We start from the raw sequence: 23,227 nt of genomic DNA, 5'->3' as shown, positions 1-23,227 counted from the left end.
ACACCCATCGTGTTTTGAGCCCCCATAATAAATAACAATAGATGACTATTATGAGTAATTTTGCGAGTAGCTTTGACATTCCTAGCTGGTTTGACAGCGAACAGTTAACAGGTATGCTGCGTGGTATTGAAAAAGAAGGCTTACGCGTTAGGCCAGATGGTTATTTGGCACAAACGCCGCATCCGAGCAAACTTGGGTCAAAACTAACCCATCCATTTATCACCACCGATTATTCAGAAAGCTTACTTGAGCTGATTACTGATCCCAAAACCACACCAAAAGAAACGCTAAATATGCTGCGTCAACTGCATGTCTTGGTCTATCAAGGCATACCAGAAGGTGAGCTGATGTGGCCATTATCGATGCCATGTATGCTGTCAGCCGATGATAAAGACATTCCTTTGGCGGATTATGGTAGCTCGAATACGGGTAAGCTTAAAACCTTGTATCGTAGTGGTCTTGGCATCCGTTATGGTCGCCGCATGCAGACCATCGCTGGTTTACATTATAACTTGTCGTTTGGAGATGGCTTGTTTGAAGTTTGGCAAGCACAAACGTCAGCTGCCCAAAGCCAAACGCTGACTGAGTTTAAAAACGAGAAGTACCTAGGGCTCATTCGTAATTTTAAACGTCTGACCAGTCTCATTCTTTATTTACTGGGTGCCAGTCCAAGTGTCTGTCCTTGCTTTGTCGCAGGCCGCGAACATGATTTAGAAAAGCTAAACGACTCAACCTTCTATAAACCTGCCGCCACCAGTCTGCGTATGGGCAAGCTTGGTTATACCAATAGTGTGCAAGAGCACCTTGATATTCGTTATAATTACCTACCAGAATATGTCGATGGACTGCGCCGTGCGATTCAAACGCCGCACTCAAGCTTTGAAAAGCTTGGCTTGAATGACGCGGATGGCAATCCAATTCAAATCAACAATCATATTCTACAAATAGAAAACGAATACTATAGCCCCATTCGCCCAAAACAGATCACCATGAGCGGTGAGACGCCAACCGAAGCCCTTGAGCGCCGCGGTATCGCCTACGTTGAGTTCCGTGCCATTGATCTTGACCCTTATAGCGATGTCGGTATTCGTCTGTCTAGTGCTTGCTTCTTAGAAGTGATGGCACTGTATTGTTTGCTTAGCGACTCGCCAGATTTGTTGCCAGAAGAAGAAGACACGCTGGCCATCAATCTTGAACGCGTGGTCAATGAAGGCCGCCGTGAAGGCTTGCACATTTTAGACGATGGCAAAGAGCAGTTACTAGAAAGCTGGATGCTTGAGCATTTAGAGCGAATGCAACCGCTTGCCGCTTTATTGGACGCTCATTATGGTGGCAACGATTACCGCGCCGCCGTGGCCTTAATGCAAGGCAAAGCTGGTCATCCTGAGTCAACCATCTCAGCGCAGGTCAACTCTGATAGTAAGCGATTGGGGAGCCTATGGCAGCTTGGCTTTACACTGGCGCAGCAGCACCGCGCGTCGTTGTTGCAACAAACGCTCAGTCCCAATACGCAGGCCAAGTATGAAGTGCTGGCAGAAAAATCTATGTTGCAGCAAACTGAGATTGAAAACACCGAAACAGAAGACTTCATGGAGTTTTTGCAGCAATACCGTTAAACACCAATGTTTATTTGTCAGTGATAGCTGACTAACTTGATAAGAGTAACCATCCGATGGAAAAGCTGACCACTTACCGCAGTTTACAGATATTTTTGGTACTTATGGCCGTTATAGGCATGAGTTTTGCACTGCTTTTCTTACAAAGTCATTTAGGACTTTCACCGTGTCCACTTTGTATTTTTCAGCGAGTTGGCCTGATGGTCATGGGTGGTTTTGCTCTGATAGCCGCTTTGTTTAATCCCAAATCGATGGGCGTTAGGTTGGTATTGTGGTTCGGTAGCCTAATCGGGATCGGTTGGGCGACGTTGGTAGCAGCACGTCATGTTTGGATACAACACTTACCAGCCGATCAGGTGCCATCATGTGGCCCTGGTTTGGACTACTGGCTCGATACCTTACCTATTTTACAAGTGTTCAGAGAGGTTTTTACTGGCTCTGGTGAATGTGCCGTTGTCGATTGGACATTTATGGGAATGAGTATTCCTGAGCAGTCTTTGATTTTGTTTACTGTCTTATTGCTGGTACATGTATTAATACTATGGCGCATCGTGCGTCCTGCTGCCCCTAAGCGTCTGGCTTAAAAGCGGGTTAGCATACACTATATTTTTTCGCTATAATTCTTTACCCAAACTAGGGCATAGTCTAATAAACTTATTTTATTATGACTAATCATTTAGATAAGGCGACTGTTAAGCCCCGCTGATAACGTTTATTAGTAACTTGTGTCTCTAGTAAACGTTTATTTTTACTTACTATAGCTTTTGGTTATAACAAAATATCCACAAAGATAAGTCAAACCTTTGATATCTTGAGACAGTTTATTCGATCTTTTCGTTGATTTAATAGCGGTAACAACTCGCTTAAGCGCTAAGAGGTATCGGCGATTGACAGTATGACACAATACGGTATTGTCCAATCTTGAAGACTCAAATAAATGGATTAAACTTACTATCTTTTATTTTTAAAGCATTCGTATTTTTATTATGTTTTCGATGATGACAGCAAATAAGTTGCCAAGCGTATTGGCAGTCTTTAGAAGCTATTGTTTTAGTAACACTGTTTGGAAAACTGTTTTTTGGGGTGACCATGATATATTTTGCGCTGACTCACGCTAACCGACCCACTGTCATCAAACGCCTCAGCTGCGCATTGCTGGTACTACCACTTTGTCTGGTACTGAGCAGTTGCGACAGCGCCTCCTCTAACGATAGTAAAGGGTTGAATACCAAGGTCGCTCTGTCTGACAACCTAGAAAACGCTGATACACAAGATCTCACCCAAAGCTTGCAAGACACAGATAATTATCAGTCAGATGCGGATGCAGTGGATAAAGTCGCAGAAGGACAATCGCTCATCGCAGCAGCCCAGTCAGTGAATGACGCGCACACCAACCAATCCCTAATGAGCGCAGAGTCAAATAATCGTAGCAACACCTTGCAAGCGACCCTAATGGGAGATTATGGCGGCATTGTTCCCTGTGGCTCTTGTAGTAGCATTGATGTCACTTTGAATTTGTTTTCTGATGGTACTGTCTTAAAGACCAGCGTTTATAATAATCCTGAAAATCCACGTGGGCCGCTCACTGAATCTGGTGTTTATCGCCAAGATAACGACACCATTATCATTGTCTATGAAGATAAGAAACTTGAAACATATAACATTCAAGACAATCATCTATTGTTATTAGATGAAGATGATAACGCCAATACTGACTATATCTTGTCGCGTCAATAACCACTTCTACCCTATCCTTTTATTCTCTTACTCTACGCTAGTACGGAACGTCTATGCATATTCACATTCTTGGTATTTGTGGTACTTTTATGGGTTCGCTGGCGCTGATTGCGCGTGCACTTGGACACAAAGTAACAGGTTCAGACGCCAATGTTTACCCGCCCATGTCCACCCAGCTTGAGAATGCATGCGTCACCATCCAATCGGGTTATCTGATTGAACACTTACAGCCAGCACCAGATTTGGTTGTGGTTGGTAATGCCATGAAGCGCGGCATGGATGTCATCGAATATATGCTAGACACCGGTCTGCGCTATACCTCAGGACCACAATTCTTATCTGAGCAGGTGCTACAATCACGTCATGTCATCGCGGTAGCGGGTACTCATGGCAAAACAACGACCACTACGATGCTCGCTTGGATATTGCATTATGCTGGAATGGATGCGGGATTTTTGATCGGCGGCGTGCCCTTGGTTAACACTACTGATAAGCACCTACAAAACGTTTTTGCCCATAGCAGTTATTTGGGAGCAGAACAGAGTAGTGAGGATAACTCACAGACTGGCTATTTTGTCATTGAAGCCGATGAGTACGACTCGGCGTTTTTTGATAAGCGCTCAAAATTCGTTCATTATCGCCCGCGCACCGCTATTTTGAACAATCTAGAATTCGATCACGCCGATATTTTCGCGGATCTCAACGCCATCCAGACTCAATTTCACCACATGGTGCGCATGATACCGAGCACGGGTAAAATCATCATGCCAGCCGCCACCATTAGTCTAGAAGACACCTTGGCAAAAGGCGTTTGGACACCGATTTGGCGTACTGCGGTTGTCGATGCCACTACGGCCAATGAAAACATAGAAGAGACTGATCTAAAAACTACCGATCTAAAAAACAACAGTGACTGGCAAGCAGAGCTAATCAGTCAAGACGGCGGTCAATTTAAGGTTGTTTTTGCTAATAACGGTAAAGGTGATAGCGGTGACACAGGTATCGTTGATTGGTCAATGAGCGGCATTCACAATGTTAATAATGCCCTAGTCGCGGTAGCAGCGGCCTATGATGTTGGGGTCAATGTTGCGACTGCTTGTGCCGCCTTATCTGCTTTCGCGGGCATCAAACGCCGCATGGAGCTCATTGGTGATGCTGGCGACGTTTTAGTGTTTGATGATTTTGCTCATCATCCAACTGCCATTGCTACCACGTTAGATGGTGCTAAAAAGAAGCTGGCTGGCAGACGCATTTGGGCGATTATAGAGCCGCGTAGTAACACGATGAAAATGGGCATTCATCAAGACAGCTTGGCTGAATCTGCTGCCCTCGCTGACTACACCTTGTGGTACGAGCCTACAGGCTTGGAATGGGGACTAAAAAAAGTCATCGATGATGCAAAGGCTACGAAAAATATTGGCAATCAACAAGTACTCTCTAGTATTGACGCGATCATTGAGCATATCAATACCCACGCACAAGCAGGTGATGCCATTGTGATTATGTCAAATGGTGGCTTTGAAGGGATTCATCAGCGTCTTTTAGCGACCCTACGTAGCCGCTAAAAACTGACTGACAAGAGATTAATACCCTTTTAGATATAGCGCATTATAGACAACACAAAGCGTCGCTTCGTAATTCACGAGTGACGCTTTTTTATATAGTCGATTCTAAATAAAACAGATACGTTATTTTATGACGCGGAACTAACATAAATTTCTCTGGCTTGCTGTGCCTATGCCTATGCCTATACCGACAGAGGCTAAAAAAAATCCATATCCATCCCGCTATATCGTTTTTATACCGAACTCACTACACTCAAAATTCTGCAAATAACTCCAATCGATGCTTAACGCTATTTGCGACTTTGCTACCTTTGTAACCTTTCATTTACTTATCCGCCTTCCATCTTAGCAAATCCCTGTTTTTTCTCACATAGCTCATACACTGGTAACATTTCGCGCTTACCTTTATTTTTGTGCAGTCCCTACAATAGACTTATTAAATTAACCAACATTATAAATGACAAAAAATTAGGAGAATGCAATGAGCTTTATTTGGATGATTATCGTAGGTCTGGTTGCTGGTTTGTTGGCACGTGCCATTAAGCCAGGTAGTGACCCTATGGGTTGGATTATGACTATTGTATTGGGTATTGTGGGTGCCATGTTAGGTGGCTTCCTCGCTGGTCTGATCGGTATTGATGCCGATGGCGGTTTCACTGGTCTTATCTTCTCAGTGATTGGTGCGATTATCCTTCTGTTCTTGTATGAGATGATTGTGAGCAAACGCCGCGTATAGAATTACGTGAGAGATGACGCAATTAAGCACATGAGATAAATAAGAGAAAGCCTTGCAAATAGCAGGGCTTTTTTGTTGCTGGGTTTAGCCAATCGTTTTAGGTGTTTAAACTCTTAAAACAAGGATATAGTCGCGAAAGTATTGATAAGCATTACTTTTGTCCCCATTTATCTTATAATATCAACCCTATTTTATCCTGATCATTAAGGTGAGCGTTATGGCACTACTCCCTATCCTAAATTACCCAGACCCGCGCTTGCGCACCATTGCCAAGCCTGTCAAGGAAGTGACTGCTGACATCAAAACCTTAATCGCTGATATGATTGAGACCATGTATGATGCTCAAGGTATTGGTCTGGCCGCCAGTCAGGTGGATCAACACATCCAACTTATCGTGATGGATCTGTCAGAAGATAAAAACAGTCCTCGGGTCTTTATCAACCCAAAAGTGACGCCATTGGTAGAAGAAAAACAAGCGTATGAAGAAGGGTGTTTGTCAGTTCCTGATGTCTATGACAAAGTTGAACGTCCTAATAAAGTGCGCATTGAAGCATTAGATGAAAATGGCGAAAAAATTGATGAAGTCGTCGAAGGGTTATTGGCGGTCTGTATCCAACATGAGATGGATCACCTCAATGGCGTCATCTTCGTCGATTACCTATCACGCTTGAAACAAACCCGTGCTCGTGACAAAGTACGCAAAGTTGTCAAAATAAGAGAAAAACAAGGTGAACTCGCTGCTGAAAAACAGCCAACCAATTCTTAATTTGATGTCTTTATCTGCTCAGCCAATCGTTGTTCAAATCCAGTTTTTATAGTCTTATATCGTTTTATAACGCACTGCGCCACATTGTCTTACCAAAATAGCGATGTACGCAGGTTCTTATTATTAAACACATATTGTCTTCATTAAAGGGTTCGTACCATGACCATGATCAAAATTGACCAGTATTTTGACCCTGCCAGCTGGCAGAAATTCACCAAAGCTGCTGAAGGTCGTGAAACGCCTCTTTTGGTAGTGGATTTGAGCCGTATTAAGACCAAATATCATGAAATGGTTGGGTTTTTTCCTAACGCTAAAATCCATTATGCGATGAAAGCCAGCCCAGCGGTCGAAGTCATCAATCTACTTGCTGATCTTGGCTCAAACTTTGATTGTGCGTCGATTTATGAGCTTGACCGAGTGCTTGATTGTGGTGTGGAACCGTCACGTATCTCTTATGGCAATACCATTAAAAAAGCGGAGCATGTCAAATACGCTTTTGAGAAAGGAATTGATTTATATGCCACTGACTCAGAAGCTGATTTAAAAAATATCGCGAAATACGCGCCCGGTTCAAAAATATTTGTGCGTATCTTGGTGCAAGGTTCTGAGACAGCAGAATGGCCATTGTCGCGTAAATTTGGTTGCCACCCTGATATGGCGATTGAGCTGTTGATTCAAGCGCGCGAATTGGGTTTGGTGCCTTATGGCATCTCGTTCCATGTGGGCAGTCAGCAAAAAGATGTCGCTGCTTGGGACGACGCACTTGCCAAAGTCAAATACATGTCTGACTGGATGAAAAATGAAGAAGGCATCAAGCTAAAAATGATTAACTTGGGCGGTGGTTTTCCAGCCAACTACATCAGCGAAGTGAATCCCATAAAAGTATATGCCGAAGAAATCAACCGGTATTTGACTGATGACTATGATGCTGAAGACATGCCTGAGATTATTCTTGAGCCAGGACGTTCATTGGTTGGCGGTTCAGGCGTACTGGTCAGTGATGTGGTCTTGATTTCGCGTAAGTCAAATACAGATTTGACGCGCTGGGTATACACGGATGTGGGCTTGTTCCAAGGCTTGATCGAAACCTTGGGCGAATCTATTAAGTATCCTGTTTATACCCCAAAGATGGAGACATCGACCAAGGAAGGGACGGTGGTATTGGCAGGCCCTACCTGTGATTCAACCGATATTATGTATGAAGAAGCGGGCTATCAGCTACCTGAAGAGCTTGAGATTGGTGATAAGATTTTTTGGTTGACGACGGGTGCGTATACCAATTCTTACTCATCAGTTGAGTTCAATGGTTTTCCACCATTAGAAGTCGTCTACGTTGATTAAAGATCAATGAATAAGCAGTAATTAAAAAGCGCGGCACTGTGATTGACAGTACCGCGCTTTTTTATGTGCATTTATTTATGTGCTTAGCTATATCGATTACCAACTATAATCAAAATATCTCAAAAGCGCTACGGTACTGCTGATATCAATTTTTGCAGCCTCTGTCTGCGCAGGCACAGCAAGCAAGAAAATGGATATCAGCAGTGTATGATGTATCGATATTACTTCTCACTGACTATATAACGATTACCTACTACTGCACCATCAAAGAAATAGGCACGCTATTATTGCTAGTGGTAACGCCATAACGACCACCACTGCTTCGTTGGTTTTGGTTGCTTTGAGAGATTTGACCGATATCAACCCACTGTCCCCGCGGCACAATAAGAGTACTGTTTAGGCTTTGACCCTGAATCTGATCTTGAACGCGATTGTTATTATAACGGTTTTGGGAATAAGACGAATTGGAACGTATCAAGGTTTCTTCAACTTGGGACAACCTTACTTCGACTTGACCATTCGGTAGTAGCCTTGGGGTCACGCTGATACCTTGCGTGGTTGGCAGTAATATCTGCTGTTGAATAATGATTTGCCCTGATGGCCGAGGATATGTCGACGCTATAGGATAATTACTTTGCGACAATGACCACAATGTCCCCGTGCCGATACTGGCCGCACTGCCAGACAGCGTTTGTACTTGATACAAACTGCTGCTTTGCTGTTGGCTATTACTTTGATTCCAAACGCCTGATCCTTGAATGCCGCGATTGGTAATCACGATTTGATTTTGTTGGTTGTCGTTTTGAGCACGGCTGTCTTGACCGACCCGCACACTGACGGTTAATGCTTGCGGCTGTCGATCAATTTGCGCCAGTAACTGCTGAACCGCTTGATAATTGGCAGGCGTCGTTTGCAATACCAGCTTGCCTTGATAAGTGGCAACCGTGCCGCCATCACGGCTGCTACTTAACTGCTGACGCACCGCTGGCAATAAGCTATCACCACCGTAAGTGGGAATGACGTAGGTTTGGTAAGGGGCTGCTATCGCTGACAAGCTATTCAAAGACAGCGTAGCTATCATCAGTAAAGCTATTTTTAAGTATCTAATATGAGCGTCCATAAGCGATTAAATCCGAATCAAGTGACCAAATAAATACTTCTACGTGTTTACTTCTATTCGCTTTGTTTTTTGCTTGAATGTCTTCATACTCTTTAATAATGGATAAGTCTGTCAAGCTCATACCTTCATTAGGTTTAGCAGCCGTTTTGTTTTGTCCAGCTTTATCAACAAATTCAGAGATCCATTTTTGCCATTCTAACTTTAGGTCAAAATCACTAATCTCAAATGGTGAGCTACCATTAAACGTTTTTTGCATCATATCTACAAACTGTTTAGCGATTCCTCGGCGTGTATCTCCATTGCCATTTTGGCTGATATGATTACCGACTTCTACTGCTACCACTAAAGGAATAATAAATCGACAGTTTGATTCAGCATAGGTTCTAAACTCACCTATAACCTTAACTCTATTCTGATTCTTATTCGGAACATTCAATATATTTAATATTATGCTAGTGTCTAATATACAAATATCTGCCATCTAATCAGCCCCTTGTAGCTGATTTAGCCAGTCCAATGCTTGTTTTTTACGCTGCTCTGATGTGGTTGGATGTTTTACAAAGCGCTCGACAATACCTTGAGTCACTAAGTCACCAAGCGTTCCTTGAGCAACTAAGCCAAGATAGTCATCTAAATCACCCAAACGCACCAATTTGCTGTCACCCTCTTTTGGATCTCTGTAGCAAAATACAACATCTGCCAATGCCTCATCAGGCAATGCATCCATCAAAGCAGGGTTGTGCGTTGACAACAAAAGCTTCAGATTACGCTCTTCTGCATATTGGCGCATCAAACTTAATATCTGATGTGCGCGTGTGGGATGAATACTGTTATCAATCTCTTCAATGACTACCGTTGACCCTTCAGGCACAGCTAATAGAGCAGCTGCAACTCCCAACACTTTTAACGTACCATCTGATAGTAAATCCATTGTACGTTCAACAGAAACGTCGCCGAAGCTTTCACACAATAAAAACTCTACTCGGTCCCTTTTATCTATATAAAATTTAATATCAGTAATGTCTTGCTCAGGTAAGCTTTGCACTAATCCTAATATTTTTCCTTTATATTCTAAATTTTCTTCACAAAGGTAAGACAATACGCCTGCTAAATTTGAACCACTATTATTTAACAAGCTGTCTTTAATACTGTCTTGACGCATGATACTAGGTACAAAATCATAGAAAAAAGTATTTGTTAAAAAATTTGCTAATTTGTCAAAAGAGCCTGTATTTTTTGGATTAACTTCGGCATCATCATAGAATCCTCTCCACAAAAAGATGTATAACCAATCTTTCATCGAAAGTACGGATGAGTCTTGCTCTGGAAAATACACCGAAACTTCAGAATCACTGATTTTTTGAAAAATTTCATTATTTTCTTTTTCATTTAAGTTCAAAATAGTTTCTAGTGGAGTAAGCTTTATTAGGTCACTAGCACTAGCATTAAAGTAACGCAGAGCTAATGCTGTGTATTCACTACTTCTATAGAAAAAAAACTTCTTTTCTTTCTCCTGATAAGTTTCACCAGTTAAATGAAGTTGCATATTCACGTTGAGAAATATACCAGAGTAGCTAATATCAGGAGTAAAGTTAAATGATAGTGAAAAACTATCTTCATGATTAAAAGCCAAATCTTTGATATTACCCCGAACAACCTTATCACTATCATTTACTCTATTTTTGAGTGTCGATAAACGCTCACCACCAGCGACCCAACTTAAAAATCGAAACGCTTCTATGGCATTGCTTTTGCCTGACGCATTCGCCCCTATCAGAAGAGTCAAAGGTGATAAAGGTAAGGTTGCATCTTTATAGCTTTTGAAATTTTTAATAGTAATACTGGCATTGTTTTCCATAACAACCTCACTTACGTTAGATGGCTTAAGACTACTCGCTTAACCCCAGCACATCTTGCATGTTATATTGTCCAACTTCTTGCTGGATCACCCAAGTCGCTGCCCGTACTGCCCCTGCTGCGAATGTCATGCGCGCGCGTGCTCGGTGGGTGATTTCAACCACTTCCCCATCTGCGATAAACATCACGGTATGGTCGCCCACGATTTCGCCGCCACGCACCGCATGAATACCAATTGTTCCCGTTTCGCGCTCGCCCGTCTGACCTTCGCGGCCATAAACAGCAACCTCTTTTAAGTTCTGTCCGCGAGCAGCTGCGACGGCTTCTGCCATCATATAGGCGGTGCCAGACGGTGCGTCGATTTTATGCTTATGGTGCGCTTCAATGATCTCTACATCGGCATCAGTCCCAAAGGCTTTGGCAGCCATCTCTAATAGCTTTAACGACAGATTGACGCCAGTGGAGTAATTGCCCGCGTATACGATGGCGATTTGCTCACTTGCTTTTGCTAACACTTGCTCTTGCTGCTCGTTAAACCCTGTCGTACCGATGACCATAGCCACGTTATACTCAGCGCAAAGCTGCATGTTTTTTTCTGTGGCATCCGGCAAGCTAAAGTCAATCAGGACATCAATGTCGTTCACCACCGCTTGCAAATCATCAACGATCTGCACATCCAAGCGTCCGATAGCGGCCACTTCGCCTGCATCCGCACCGACGAGACTTGAGCCTTGACGCTCAATCGCCGCCTTTAGCGTGGTTTGCGAGTTGTCCTTCACCGCTTCGATGAGCATGCGACCCATGCGGCCGCCCGCACCGATAACACCGACGTTAATAACTTTTTTACTTACTTGCTGACTCATATTTTTGTCCTAAGTACTTTGTACAGTCGATACCAAATAAAATGGGTACACGATATGATAACGCAAGACTGGCACAAATTTTTCTTGCTTGCTGTACCTTCGCAGACAGAGGCTACGAAAAATTTATCCCAGTCTCGCTGACTCTTTTTTATGTTGATCTGACTATAGTTGATATCGTTATTTTTGAATATCATTTAGCTTAATTTTAGCAAATATAGTCGGTGAAAAGTAATATCGATACAACACGTACTGCTGGTGCAAATTTTTCTTGCTTGCTGTGCCTTCGCAGACAGAGGCTGCAAAAAATTTACACCAGCCATACTGTAGCGACTTCAAGGTATTTTAACTATATCCGCCTATGAATGGTGCTTTATCCAGCCAATAAAAAGCCCAGATGTTTCATGTGAAACCTCTGGGCCTACTTTAATGGTTATTTAACTATCATTATTATTAGTCAAATAACTCGCCAATCTTTTTAAAGAAAGATTTTTTGTGCGGCGATTGCTGATGCTTGCTGTCATCATCTAAAGTGTCTTGGAACTGACGCAACAGGTCTTTTTGCTCACGCGTCAAATTCACGGGCGTTTCGATGACAACACGGCAGATCAAATCGCCTTTCATCGTCGTGCGTACTGGCGTCACGCCTTTACCACGTACACGCAGCAATTTGCCACTTTGTGTGCCTTCTGCTACCTTGATTTTTACTTTGCCATCTAAGGTTGGGATTTCAACTTCTTTACCAAGGGCGGCATCGGTAATGCTCACGGGCACATCCATATAAAGATCAGCCCCTTGACGGGTAAAGACATTGTGGGCTTTGACGCGTACTTCGACGTATAGATCGCCGTTTTGCACGCCAGCACCGCCCGCTTCCCCTTCGCCCGCTAAGCGAACGCGATCGCCATCATCGACGCCCGCTGGGATAGATACTTCAAGCGTACGCGATTTGTCTTTGACGCCATTACCATGACAGTCAGGGCAAGGGTTTTTGATTTGTTTACCTGTGCCGCCGCACTGCGGGCAAGCTTGCTGTACTGCAAAGAAACCTTGCTGCATACGCACTTGGCCTTGACCATGACACATCTGACACGTCACGACATCTGAGGCATCTTTTGCCCCTTTACCATCACAAGTGTCACAAGGTGCAGGCGCGGTAAAACTGATCTCTTTTTTGCAGCCGCGTACCGCTTCTTCCAAGGTCAATTCGATCACATAACGGAGGTCTGAGCCACGGCGCGAACGTCCACCGCCACCGCGCGATTGACCAAAGATATCACCAAAGTTGCCAAAAATATCGCCAAAGATGTCTTGGAAGTTGCCACCGCCTGCACCGCCGAAGCCGCCACCGCCCATGCCGTTTTCAAAGGCAGAGTGACCCATACGGTCATAGGCTGAGCGTTTTTCTTCGTCACTCAGTACTTCATAAGCCATTGACGCTTCTTTAAATTTTTCGTCAGAGTCAGGGTCATCAGAGTTGCGGTCCGGATGGTATTTCATCGCAAGCTTGCGATAAGCTCGCTTGATCTCCTTGCTATCAGCGGTCTTGCTGACACCTAATACTTCATAAAAATCGCGCTTACTCATGGGCTCTCCTATCGTCTTTACAGTCCACCAGCCAGTCGATTCGTTACCTTCAATCCATTTTCTTTTGAATCAATCAGACCTGTCATCGTTTCTTAAGGTTTCACATGAAACATAGCAGATACTAAATAGTAGAGAAAAAAGTATGAGAATAAAATAAATCTTACAAGCGAATACGGCAGGGTGCTGCTTAGTCAAATCAATTATAAAAAGTTTGCGCTATTTATGGAGATGGTATGGGGATTTATCAAGCGTCTAGCTCAGGAAAGTGTGCACTCAGATGACTTATCGCTATTAAAAAGGTTTTATTAAGGAATGAACAAAGGTTTTCATACCTTAATCGATATGAGCCATGCTACTATTTATCGCCGTATTGGTTGTTGCTCATAGCGTATGAGTGCGCTTGCTATTTATATTTGAGTCCCTTAACTGGTGTTTAAAGCCATTAATTTTGCGATAAGGTATCCGTTTTTATGAAGAAGCTGATTGTACTATTGATTGTAATTGCTGTCGCAGTCTTTGCAGGCTCGCCTTATTACAGCGCTTATCAGCTCAAAAATGCTTATGAGGACAAAGACGGCAGCACCATCGCCGCAGCCATCGACTATGAGCAAGTGCGCCCCAGTATCCAAACCCAATTGACCACGCAATTTACCGCAACGATGGCCAAATATCCCTTGGTCGCTGAGCTTGGCGGTGAGCCGCTTACGCAAGCTGCCAACAGCTTTATCACGCAGGCCGTGGACGGCGCAATCACACCGCAAAACATCGAAAAAATTATCGATACGCAAGGTCAAGCCAATACCGCCACCAAAGAGCTGGCCGCCGCGTGGGCCATCGCGAGCAATCAAGTGGACTTAAGAAACCTGATTCAGAGTTTAATCATTCAGCGCGGTGATGTGAATGCGGTGGTACAAAGTCAAATGCAGCAAATCATGAAAAAACAAGCGGCTGAGCTTGAAAAACAGGCGGCACAAGGATCGGATAGTGATAAGCCAACCTTGAGCTATTGCGGCATCAATTGCTTTACCATTAGTGGTCAAGTCAAAGGCTATCCGCTCACCATCGAGATGCAGCGTGAGGGTCTGATTGACTGGAAAATTGTAGATATCGTTTTGCCTTAATCCATATGAAGTACAGTCAGTCATAAAGGCCAGTCATTATGATGGGCGAGTGGGATGACGTTTATTGAATAACGTAGCAATTATCTATAAAAAAAGCAGCACACTATGTAGTGGCTGCTTTTTTGCTATCAGTTAAATGAAAATCTCAACGTTACTACGCAGGTTTAAAATTTAGCGACTTCATCGGCAGTTAAAAAGCGACTGTCACCTTTTTCTAAACCGTCTAGATTGATATGACCAATGCTGGCACGATGCAGCGCCGTTACTTTATTACCAAAATAGCCCATCATGCGTTTGACTTGATGATACTTGCCCTGCTCTAGCGTCAGACGCGCTTGTGTCTCATCGATGAATTCAAGAACGGCAGGCTTGGTTGGCTCATGATCGCCTTCTAACAAAATCCCTTCAGCGACTTTTTTCACCGCTTTTTGTTGGGCATCCTCATCCATCGGATCAGCCAAGGTCAGCTCATAAACTTTTGCGTGTTCATGTTTGGGACTGGTGACACGGTGCAGCCAGCCACCATCATCACTGATAAGCAGTGCGCCTGTAGTATCGACATCGAGTCGTCCTGCGATACGCAAGCTACCAAGCTCCGGTACGGCAATCAGCTCAGTGACGATTGGGTATTCTTTGGCTTTTAGCGTACATTCAAACCCTTCTGGCTTATGCAGCAAAATATAGCGATTGCCAGTGGCGACCGATAGCGGTTCGCCTGCCCACATGACATCGTCATTGATGATATCGACGTGCAAACCTGGATCCTTGACCACTTGATCGTTGACCGTCACCTCTCCTGCGTGCATGATCTTTTTTGACTCTTTGCGCGACAGCTCGGTGGCTTTACTAATAAATTTATCTAGACGCATACGTTTGACTACCATTTGTTTTATGATACCGACTTATCTCAAAAGCCAATAGCGCAAGCACGCAGCCGTGTCTTGTTCGCTGTCTTCCGTAGTGAGAAGTGGTACTATAATAAAAAATAAAATGAACACGGCGCCGAATACCGACGACAATGAAAGTTAGGTAAGTTTACCATATCCAACCTAGACCTGATGAAATATGAGTTATCAAACGTTAAAACGTGCTGTTACCGCGCGCTTAGAAATTAAAAAATCTGAATTCATTGCTTATGCTTATCCAGTGACGTCACGTGAAGCTGCCATGTTTCACGTGGAACAATTACGAGAGCAATATGCGGATGCGCGTCATCATTGCTGGGCTTATATCATTGGCGACCCCAATAACACGACCAGCGCAGGCTTCGATGATGATGGTGAGCCAAATGGTACGGCAGGCAGACCCATATTAAATGTCTTGCAGCACAAGTCTATCGGTAACGTCATCATCGTTGTGGTGCGGTATTTTGGTGGTATCAAACTGGGTGCTGGCGGTTTAACACGGGCTTATGCCGGATCGGCGCAAGCGGCTGTTGATATGATGACGCTTAGTGACCATGTGCCATTAGTGCAAGTACAGATACTGGCAGAATTTGCCACCGAAGCGCAGTGCCGTTACGTGGTCGATAGTATTGGTGGTCATATTGATGATGTCACTTATAGCAAGCAAGTGACCTTGACTGCGACGCTTGCCGAAGCGGATATCGACAGCTTAAAAGAGCGCCTTGCCATGGATGGGCGGGTGTTAGACCCATCTTAGTGCTAACTATGTTTGCGTGCATATTTTTTTGATTAACTACCCTCAAGATACTTTTTTCAGTATTTCCTTTGGGTAACCATTTTTCAGTAACTGTTTTGAGTGACTGGCTTTGAGTGACTGGCTTTGAGTAACCGTTTATGAGTAACCGCTTCTGAGTAACCAAGCGTTCACTGAAAAGCGTTGGTTTTGATAACGGCTGGCGCTATGATAAGGCATTGCTTTTTAACAACAATTAAATAAGACTCTCTTATGTCAAACATTCAACCCACCAAACCATTTTCTCCTACGCCTTTTAAGCCGCCATTTTGGCTAAGTAATGCCCATCTACAAACGATCTTGCCGAGATTTATCGCCGCCAAAGCGCCCAACTATCGACGCGAGTTGCTCAAAGACTCACTCGATGAGAGTGAAATTGCTTATGATTTTTATGATGCTGATGAGACGCGTCAGGGTGATGATAAATACCAAAAGCCCCTCGTTGTCTTGTTCCACGGCATGGAAGGCAGTAGCGACAGTCACTACGCACGTACGCTTGCCCACGCGGTACACCAAAACGACTGGCACTTTGTGGTGGTGCATTTTCGTAGCTGCGGCGGCGTCCCTGTTAAAGGCCAAGTGTTCTATCAAGCGGGCGACACCATCGAGCTTGAGCATGCATTGCAGTACATCAATAAGCAATACCAAACCGTGTATGGCATTGGAGTGTCTTTGGGCGGTAATGCCTTAGCAAAATATATGAGTGAGTATAGAGATAAAGCGCGTTGTGAAGCAGCCGTCATCGCGTCAGCCCCTGTTGATTTGATCTCATCCTCACAGGCGATGGAGCGCTTTTTGGGTCGCCGTATTTATACGCCGTACTTGCTCAATCCTATCGTCAGCAAAGCCATCAAAAACAATCTGACGGAAGATGAAATCAAAGCCATCAAGGCCACTAACCGCATCAGCGAGTTTGATGATATCTTTACCGCACCGCGCCACGGCTTTCGCTCAAAAAATGACTATTACTATCAAGCCTCTGCCCTACCGCACTTGATTCATATCACTAAGCCCACCTTGATCATCACCGCCAAAGACGATCCATTTTTGGGAGCGACCGCCACACGTGGTGATGTGTCTGAGCAAGTAACTTTGATTGATACCGAGCATGGCGGTCATATTGGGTTTATCAATTACCGCAAACGTAAATTTGACTTGGGTTGGCTGCCTAGTACGGCGATGCAGTTTTTTGTAGAAGTAACCAATACGGATGATGAAATTGAGGTCGAATCCGCCTAACTCGTCCGTAGCATCTGTTACTTTTACTGTCATTTTTTATCAGAGTCCAACTATGTACCCATTTATCCGTTACGCCGCTACCATTGCTCATGCTGCCCTAAAAGTAAAAAAAGGCGATACCTTAACGCTTAAAGAGACCAGCGAGATCACCTTTCGCTGCCGTTTGTCAGACATTGATAATTTCTTTGAGATGAATAATGGTCGCGTGTTTACGCTGTATGACTTGGGACGTATGGACTTTGCGGTACGGACAGGCCTTGGTAAGCAGCTGTTAAAACAGCGTTGGGGTTTGGTCGTCGCTGGTAGTACCATCCAATACCGCAAGCGGATTCGCGCGTTCGATAAGGTCACGCTTAAGACCAAAATCGTCGCTATCGATGCGCGCTGGATGTATATCGAGCAGTCGATGTGGGTCAAGGGCAAGCCCTGCTCTTCTGCCATACTGCGTACTGGCGTTACTAAAGGTGGCCGAGTCATTGAAACATCGGGTGTGCTTGCAGCGTTGGGTCAGTCTGATTGGGAGCTGCCACCGACGGGATTTGTGGCAAAATGGATTGAAAGCGATGCTGAGCGTCCGTGGCCGCCTGTGGGTTAGAGTTCAAAAGAGAAAGTTATAAACCGCAGAAACGAAATATTTCTGCGGTTTTTTATTAATTTAATCTTATTAAGATCTCTGTATATCAAGTCATTGCTAATCCACAAATGTTAATGGTAGATTGAACATATCTGACGCTTATAGAACAATAAAAATGCAAAATTATATTCCCAGAAATCTCGAATATAAACTCCGTAATGATGAAGAACAATTCGAAACTATAACTGTAGAAGATCTGCAACTATTAGACATAGCCGAGTCTAAACCTGTTGTTATTCTTGCTGATGCAGGAATGGGCAAGACTTTATTGATGGGGAAATTAGCTGAATCCTCTAAGTATATAACAAAATCTTTAAGTGCTTCGGATTTGATTCAAAAGTCAGTCGAAAGACTAAACGTTCAGTCTAACGAAATTCTACTAATAGATGCATTTGATGAGATACCTTCTACTAACGACAACAGTGGTATTAATAGCGTTTTGAACAAACTTATAAAGCTAGGCCGTCCAAAATTTATATTAACTTGTCGAAGTATTGAATGGAATGATAGTAACAAGAACGAAATCGAAAATGACTATAAGGATATATTAACTGCTAACCTAAAAAATCTCTCTAGAGAAGATGCTGAGCGCTTTTTGCAGTTACGAGGTCTATCTTTAGAACATGTCTCTCAGCTCATCAATCAATTAGAAGCAAACAGCTTATCTTCTTTTTATGAAAATCCAAGAAATCTAGCATTATTAGCAGAAATTGATTTTTCAGTTCATTCAGTACCAAAGAGTAAGGCTAAGTTATTTCAATTAGCTTCTGAACACTTATGGCAAGAAGTGGATCTAAAAGCACAAAATATACTTGGACAGCTAAATCAAGAACAAGTCATTGACAGTGCTGGATTGATCTTTGCTACTTATCTATTAGCAGGGAAGCAATTTATTTATAAGGGCACTCCAGCCACTACACCTGACAATGCAACAAATATTTATGCTTTAAAAGGCCTAATAGAAACTGAAGTATTACAGGGAACTGTGCAATCACGATTATTCCAAACAGTGGATAACAATTCATTTAAACCCTGGCACAGAAGTATTGCAGAGTATCTAGGTGCCAAGTGGCTAGCAGAAGCGATGTCTAACCCTATAATCAAACGTCATATCCTCTCTTACTTAGTGGTAGATAATGGTGTGATTGCTTCGTTGAGAGGTATTTTTGCTTGGCTGCCAACCTTCAACCCTAATTTATCTCAAATAGTAATCGAAACTGACCCTTACGGACTGATAGAGTATGGCGATACTAACTATTTTTCAGATACTGACAGTATTTTATTATTCGATGCTTTAGAAAAGCTAACTATAGAAAATCCTTGGTTTCGTAAAAATAATTTTTGGAAAAAAACAAAAGCTGAAGGATTGGTAAGTCGTTCACTACTTAAAAGATACAAGGAAATACTGAGTAATAAGGAAGGTAACCTTCATTTCTTAACAACTATACTTGAAGCATTACAAGGTGCTGATTTTATTTCAGAGTTAGCCAACGAGTTGTTCTCTATAGTTTACGACGATAACTGGTATTACTCTGCTCGATTTGATTGTTTAATGTTACTCCATGGCAACAACTTGATTAATACCCCTGCTAATTTTACACCATTGATAGAACAGGGTAGCTATTCATCCTTGAGACTAGTTTTCGCGTATGCTAATAAACATGATTATGGGCTAATTACAGATGAGCAAGTTATTTTATTAATTATGAAATCTTATAGTTTTAAAATGTCTGACGGAAATGATGAAGACAGTTTTGCACCTCGACATGGTAGTTATTACTATTTCTTAGAATATCCAGTTGATAGAATTCTTGATTTTCTGAAAAATCTTAGAGAAAGAATTATATTACTAAATATTGATAAGGATAACTTTAGATATGAAACAGTCTTAGATATCAGTGGCATAATTATCACTCTTATCCAACGTTATGTATCAAAAAAACAGCAAGCTATAGACCCTCTAATTTTATGTCAAAGCCTATCGATATTTAATAGCGCCTATGGCTCTGAAATGAGTAAAGAAGATTCAAAATTCTTTATAGATTATTTCCAAAAAAATCCAAAAGAAAAAATAAAGATTTACAAATATTGTTTAGATTATAAAAATGATATTCGTGACCTACATATGTTTTATCAAAATATCTTATATTTTATTTATCTTACTAAGCAAGATATAGAGGAATTATTAACATATATTCAGCTGAAAAATGTGACAGAACAAACTATTGCTAAATGGAAATATCTTGTAGATATACACTGTGACAGAGTTGCTATTTCTGATGAACTTTATAAACTTGCACTCACTTACGCTCAAAGCAATCATCTTGTAGAATATTTAGATAACAAGAAAAAACCTATCATTTTTGAATGGGAAATAAAAAATAGACGTCGTAGCCGTTATAGAAAATTAAAAAAGAGACTAAGATTTAAAAAAGTTAGAAGTAATTTATTTCCATATAGGACTGAATTAGATGGAGGAAATGCTAAATACTGTAACTATCCTGCTAGAGTTTTATTATATAAAAACTATGACATTCCTGATGATATAAAAGAAACTGATAAAATCAAGTATATCTTTGGAAACAGTCTGACCGAATCTGCTATGAAAGGTTTTGAAGCCAGTCTACACAACTCAGTTCCTACTATATCTGATATCATCCAAAACTCATCTCCTATCGAACCTGTTTTGATAGCTGGTATTTATTGCCGACTACTAAGAAATCAATCACTTTCAGCTTTATCCAATGATGTTATCTTAGCTTGCGCTATTATTTTAGATTATGACAGCTATCTAGGCTTTAGATTTCATAAGGATAAGCGTCCTAATGTTTGCGAAGCTATCAGGGATGAAATAATATCAAGAGGGTTAAAAAATATAGTTATTGATGAATTTTTTGTTCCTCAGTTTCAAATCAATGGTGCACTAATACAAGGAATACATTGGGTTTACGGCGAAGATGTGGATGACTTTTCAATTGAGACGATTGTTTATTTACTGAATACCTACCCTAAAATGCACAATGAGACAAAAGATAGATTTATTGACACTCTCGTCAATAATGATGCATTAATGAGAATAAATGACTTAATTACTGCTAACGTAGAAGCAATAAACAATATTGATAAAAATATTGAGACCCACAGTAGGTGGTTATCGCTCTTGAGCATTATCGATGACAAAAGCTTTCTACATTATTTAAAATGTGTTCAATATCCACAGTTGATATTTTGGCAGTTAAAAGAAACGTATCATGAATCCCGCTTAACCAAAAATCCTAAGATGAGTCTGACATTTATGTCTTGGATTGCGTATCGCTTTAGCTATCCATTTCCTAATATTGATAGACCTCAAGGCGTAAGCTCTGGAAGTAGGAATGCGTGGCAGGCAAGTGAATTCATCAGCTTTTGCTTATCAGAAATTAGCAATATCACTACCATTGAAGCTCAGGTAGAACTTAGAAAACTCAAAAACTGTGTTCATTCCAGTTATACAGTCTTCATTACCAATCTACTAGCAGAACAAGCTAACAATATTAGAGATGCCCATTATCAAGCGCCAAGACTAGTTGATTTGTTAAACATCTTCCAAAACAAAGCGCCTAAGGATTGTAAAAATTTAAAACTCTTAATTTTAGAACTGCTTGATGAGATACAAGTTAAGGTCAAGTCCAGTGAACTTGATACCTATAAGATGTTTTACGAGGATGGCAAAAGTAAAAAGCCTCAAAAGCCTCATGGCGAAAACTACTGTAGAGATAGATTAGCGGATTTATTAAAACCTTATATTGAACCTTATCAGTTCAGATTAGATACTGAAAAAGATATGTCGGATGATAAACGTGCTGATTTGGTTTGTAATAGTAGTGAAATTCAGTTGCCTATAGAAGTTAAAGGGCAATGGCATCCTGATTTATGGACAGCTATGAATAATCAACTTGGTGACTTATATCTCAAACACCACGAATCTCAAGGACAAGGTATCTATTTAATATTTTATTTTGGTGAAACTTTGACTAAGAAACTCAAAAGCAATAATGTATATAAACCGCAAAATGCTCTGCAACTTCAAGAGTATTTGACTGTCTGTATCGAGGAGAAATACAAACAAGGTATAGATGTATTTGTGATGGATTTATCAATTGAAGCAACTTAACTACAAATCCATAGCCAAATATTTTAACTCCAACTTCGTAGTCAAAACCCACCACCCCATTTAGCAACTAAATAAACACTATCTCCTACGCCCTTTATCCTGCTCTGTTAAAGTAAGTCATGCCAATATCCTAATAAAAAGGAGCCAATCATGAGCTTACTTAATACTCTCAACCTAATTTACCCCATTATTCAAGCCCCAATGGCAGGCGGAGCGACCACGCCTGAACTGATCGCCTGCGTCAGTAACTTCGGTGGACTGGGGTCATTGGGCGCTGGCATGACCGCGCCAGACGTTTTAAACAGTCAAATCAATACCATTAAAACCCTGACGGATAAACCCTTTATGGTCAATCTAATGGTGTTGTCTGAGCATGAGTCTAGTACCTTTGATACCGAAATTCCCACTTGGCTAACTGAGTATTATCAAAAACATAATATAGACGTCACGTTACCTGAGCGCCCCGCACAAAACTTTGAAGACCAGTTACAAGTCCTGTTTGACAATCCTGTGCCCGTCGCCAGTTTTACCTTTGGTATTATTGATGTCACGCAAGTTCAGCGTTTGCAAAGTGTCGGCACGCGCGTCGTTGGCACCGCCAATCATCCATTAGAGGCAAAACAGTGGACAGAGATTGGCGCGGACGCGGTATGCGTGCAAGGCGTAGAAGCTGGCGGGCATCGCGGTGGCTGGTTACCACAAAGCGAAACCGACCCTTTAGGATTATCGACGCTCATTGGCCAAACGCGTGCTTGCACCGACATTCCCTTGATTGCCGCGGGCGGCATTATGACGGCACAAGACATTAAAGCGGTGCAAGCAGCAGGCGCTGAGCTTGCACAAATGGGAACGGCGTTTTTGACGACAGACAAGTGCGGAATTAACAACACTTATAAGCAAGCGCTACTCAATGCCAGTGAGGGCAAGCGCCCTACTGAGACGCGCTTGACTCGTCTGTTTTCAGGCAAGCTTGCGCGTGGTTTGTTAAATGAGTATCTACGTGACTTTGTCCAATTTGAGCATCGTGGCGAGCTACCGCCCTACCCACAACTCAATGCCATGACCAAGTTTTTGCGGGCTGATGCGACCAAGCGTTTGGACGCCGAGCATCAATCCTTGTGGGCAGGACAAGGCGTGTCATTGGTAAGACATGAGAGTACGACTGCCTTGCTGGAGCGTCTCGTAAAAGGACGGTGA

19 protein-coding genes are annotated in these 23,227 nt (G+C 42.4%); 13 read left to right on the top strand and 6 right to left on the bottom strand.

The annotated features are described in order from the left end of the window. Nucleotides 1-50 precede the first annotated feature (50 nt). From gshA to AAJP47_RS04310, 7 genes are all read left to right on the top strand, one after another. Nucleotides 51-1,616, top strand: a complete 1,566-nt coding sequence (gene gshA, locus AAJP47_RS04340) for a glutamate--cysteine ligase (RefSeq protein ID WP_346716690.1) — start codon at nt 51-53, stop codon at nt 1,614-1,616. Between the two features lie 56 nt (nt 1,617-1,672). After that, nucleotides 1,673-2,200 (top strand): disulfide bond formation protein B, encoded by a 528-nt coding sequence (locus AAJP47_RS04335; protein WP_346716689.1) that lies wholly within the window; start codon nt 1,673-1,675, stop codon nt 2,198-2,200. Between the two features lie 505 nt (nt 2,201-2,705). After that, complete coding sequence (locus AAJP47_RS04330; RefSeq protein ID WP_346716688.1) at nt 2,706-3,353, top strand: copper resistance protein NlpE N-terminal domain-containing protein; 648 nt, start codon at nt 2,706-2,708, stop codon at nt 3,351-3,353. 53 nt (nt 3,354-3,406) lie between these two features. Beyond that, complete coding sequence (gene mpl / locus AAJP47_RS04325; RefSeq protein ID WP_346716687.1) at nt 3,407-4,918, top strand: UDP-N-acetylmuramate:L-alanyl-gamma-D-glutamyl-meso-diaminopimelate ligase; 1,512 nt, start codon at nt 3,407-3,409, stop codon at nt 4,916-4,918. A gap of 481 nt (nt 4,919-5,399) precedes the next feature. Then, the gene (locus AAJP47_RS04320; RefSeq protein WP_062843489.1) at nt 5,400-5,654 is read left to right on the top strand and encodes a GlsB/YeaQ/YmgE family stress response membrane protein; all 255 of its coding nucleotides are present in this window, start codon (nt 5,400-5,402) and stop codon (nt 5,652-5,654) included. A gap of 217 nt (nt 5,655-5,871) precedes the next feature. After that, complete coding sequence (gene def, locus AAJP47_RS04315; RefSeq protein ID WP_346716686.1) at nt 5,872-6,420, top strand: peptide deformylase; 549 nt, start codon at nt 5,872-5,874, stop codon at nt 6,418-6,420. 165 nt (nt 6,421-6,585) lie between these two features. Further along, entirely contained in the window at nt 6,586-7,761 is a 1,176-nt protein-coding gene (locus tag AAJP47_RS04310; RefSeq protein ID WP_346717093.1) for a type III PLP-dependent enzyme, read from the top strand. 253 nt (nt 7,762-8,014) lie between these two features. Here AAJP47_RS04310 and AAJP47_RS04305 read toward each other — a convergent pair whose 3' ends face one another. The 5 genes from AAJP47_RS04305 to dnaJ all read right to left on the bottom strand — a co-directional run bounded on the left by AAJP47_RS04305 (nt 8,015) and on the right by dnaJ (nt 13,185). Beyond that, nucleotides 8,015-8,881, bottom strand: coding sequence for a hypothetical protein (locus AAJP47_RS04305; RefSeq protein WP_346716685.1), 867 nt, complete (start codon nt 8,879-8,881; stop codon nt 8,015-8,017). Further along, entirely contained in the window at nt 8,865-9,362 is a 498-nt protein-coding gene (locus tag AAJP47_RS04300) for a hypothetical protein (protein WP_346716684.1), read from the bottom strand. Before AAJP47_RS04300 ends, AAJP47_RS04305 begins: the two co-directional genes overlap by 17 nt. Continuing rightward, nucleotides 9,363-10,739 carry an AAA family ATPase gene (locus AAJP47_RS04295; protein ID WP_346716683.1) on the bottom strand — a complete coding sequence of 459 codons (1,377 nt, stop codon included), beginning with the start codon at nt 10,737-10,739 and terminating at the stop codon, nt 9,363-9,365. A gap of 31 nt (nt 10,740-10,770) precedes the next feature. Then, nucleotides 10,771-11,601 carry a 4-hydroxy-tetrahydrodipicolinate reductase gene (gene dapB, locus AAJP47_RS04290; RefSeq protein ID WP_346716682.1) on the bottom strand — a complete coding sequence of 277 codons (831 nt, stop codon included), beginning with the start codon at nt 11,599-11,601 and terminating at the stop codon, nt 10,771-10,773. Between the two features lie 450 nt (nt 11,602-12,051). Continuing rightward, complete coding sequence (gene dnaJ / locus AAJP47_RS04285; RefSeq protein ID WP_346716681.1) at nt 12,052-13,185, bottom strand: molecular chaperone DnaJ; 1,134 nt, start codon at nt 13,183-13,185, stop codon at nt 12,052-12,054. Between the two features lie 470 nt (nt 13,186-13,655). On the opposite strand from dnaJ, the gene AAJP47_RS04280 reads away from it, so the two are divergent. Then, a complete protein-coding gene (locus AAJP47_RS04280) occupies nt 13,656-14,306 on the top strand; it encodes a DUF2939 domain-containing protein (RefSeq protein ID WP_346716680.1) in 651 nt (216 codons plus the stop codon). Between the two features lie 164 nt (nt 14,307-14,470). On the opposite strand, the gene AAJP47_RS04275 is transcribed toward AAJP47_RS04280, so the two are convergent. Next, nucleotides 14,471-15,175 carry a pseudouridine synthase gene (locus AAJP47_RS04275; RefSeq protein WP_346716679.1) on the bottom strand — a complete coding sequence of 235 codons (705 nt, stop codon included), beginning with the start codon at nt 15,173-15,175 and terminating at the stop codon, nt 14,471-14,473. Between the two features lie 196 nt (nt 15,176-15,371). Between AAJP47_RS04275 and AAJP47_RS04270 the strand changes: the two genes are divergently transcribed. The 5 genes from AAJP47_RS04270 to AAJP47_RS04250 all read left to right on the top strand — a co-directional run bounded on the left by AAJP47_RS04270 (nt 15,372) and on the right by AAJP47_RS04250 (nt 23,227). Next, complete coding sequence (locus AAJP47_RS04270) at nt 15,372-15,968, top strand: YigZ family protein (protein ID WP_346716678.1); 597 nt, start codon at nt 15,372-15,374, stop codon at nt 15,966-15,968. A gap of 249 nt (nt 15,969-16,217) precedes the next feature. Further along, the gene (locus AAJP47_RS04265; protein WP_346716677.1) at nt 16,218-17,243 is read left to right on the top strand and encodes a YheT family hydrolase; all 1,026 of its coding nucleotides are present in this window, start codon (nt 16,218-16,220) and stop codon (nt 17,241-17,243) included. Between the two features lie 52 nt (nt 17,244-17,295). Then, on the top strand, nt 17,296-17,838 hold the full coding sequence (locus AAJP47_RS04260; protein WP_346716676.1) for an acyl-CoA thioesterase: 543 nt from the start codon (nt 17,296-17,298) through the stop codon (nt 17,836-17,838). A gap of 154 nt (nt 17,839-17,992) precedes the next feature. Beyond that, nucleotides 17,993-22,030, top strand: a complete 4,038-nt coding sequence (locus AAJP47_RS04255; RefSeq protein WP_346716675.1) for an NACHT domain-containing protein — start codon at nt 17,993-17,995, stop codon at nt 22,028-22,030. 150 nt (nt 22,031-22,180) lie between these two features. After that, a complete protein-coding gene (locus tag AAJP47_RS04250; protein WP_346716674.1) occupies nt 22,181-23,227 on the top strand; it encodes an NAD(P)H-dependent flavin oxidoreductase in 1,047 nt (348 codons plus the stop codon).

The sequence above is a fragment of the Psychrobacter halotolerans genome, assembly GCF_039680845.1.
Classification (GTDB): domain Bacteria; phylum Pseudomonadota; class Gammaproteobacteria; order Pseudomonadales; family Moraxellaceae; genus Psychrobacter.
The sequence above is the reverse complement of the archived record's forward strand: the minus strand, read 5'-3'. Positions and strand labels throughout refer to the sequence as shown.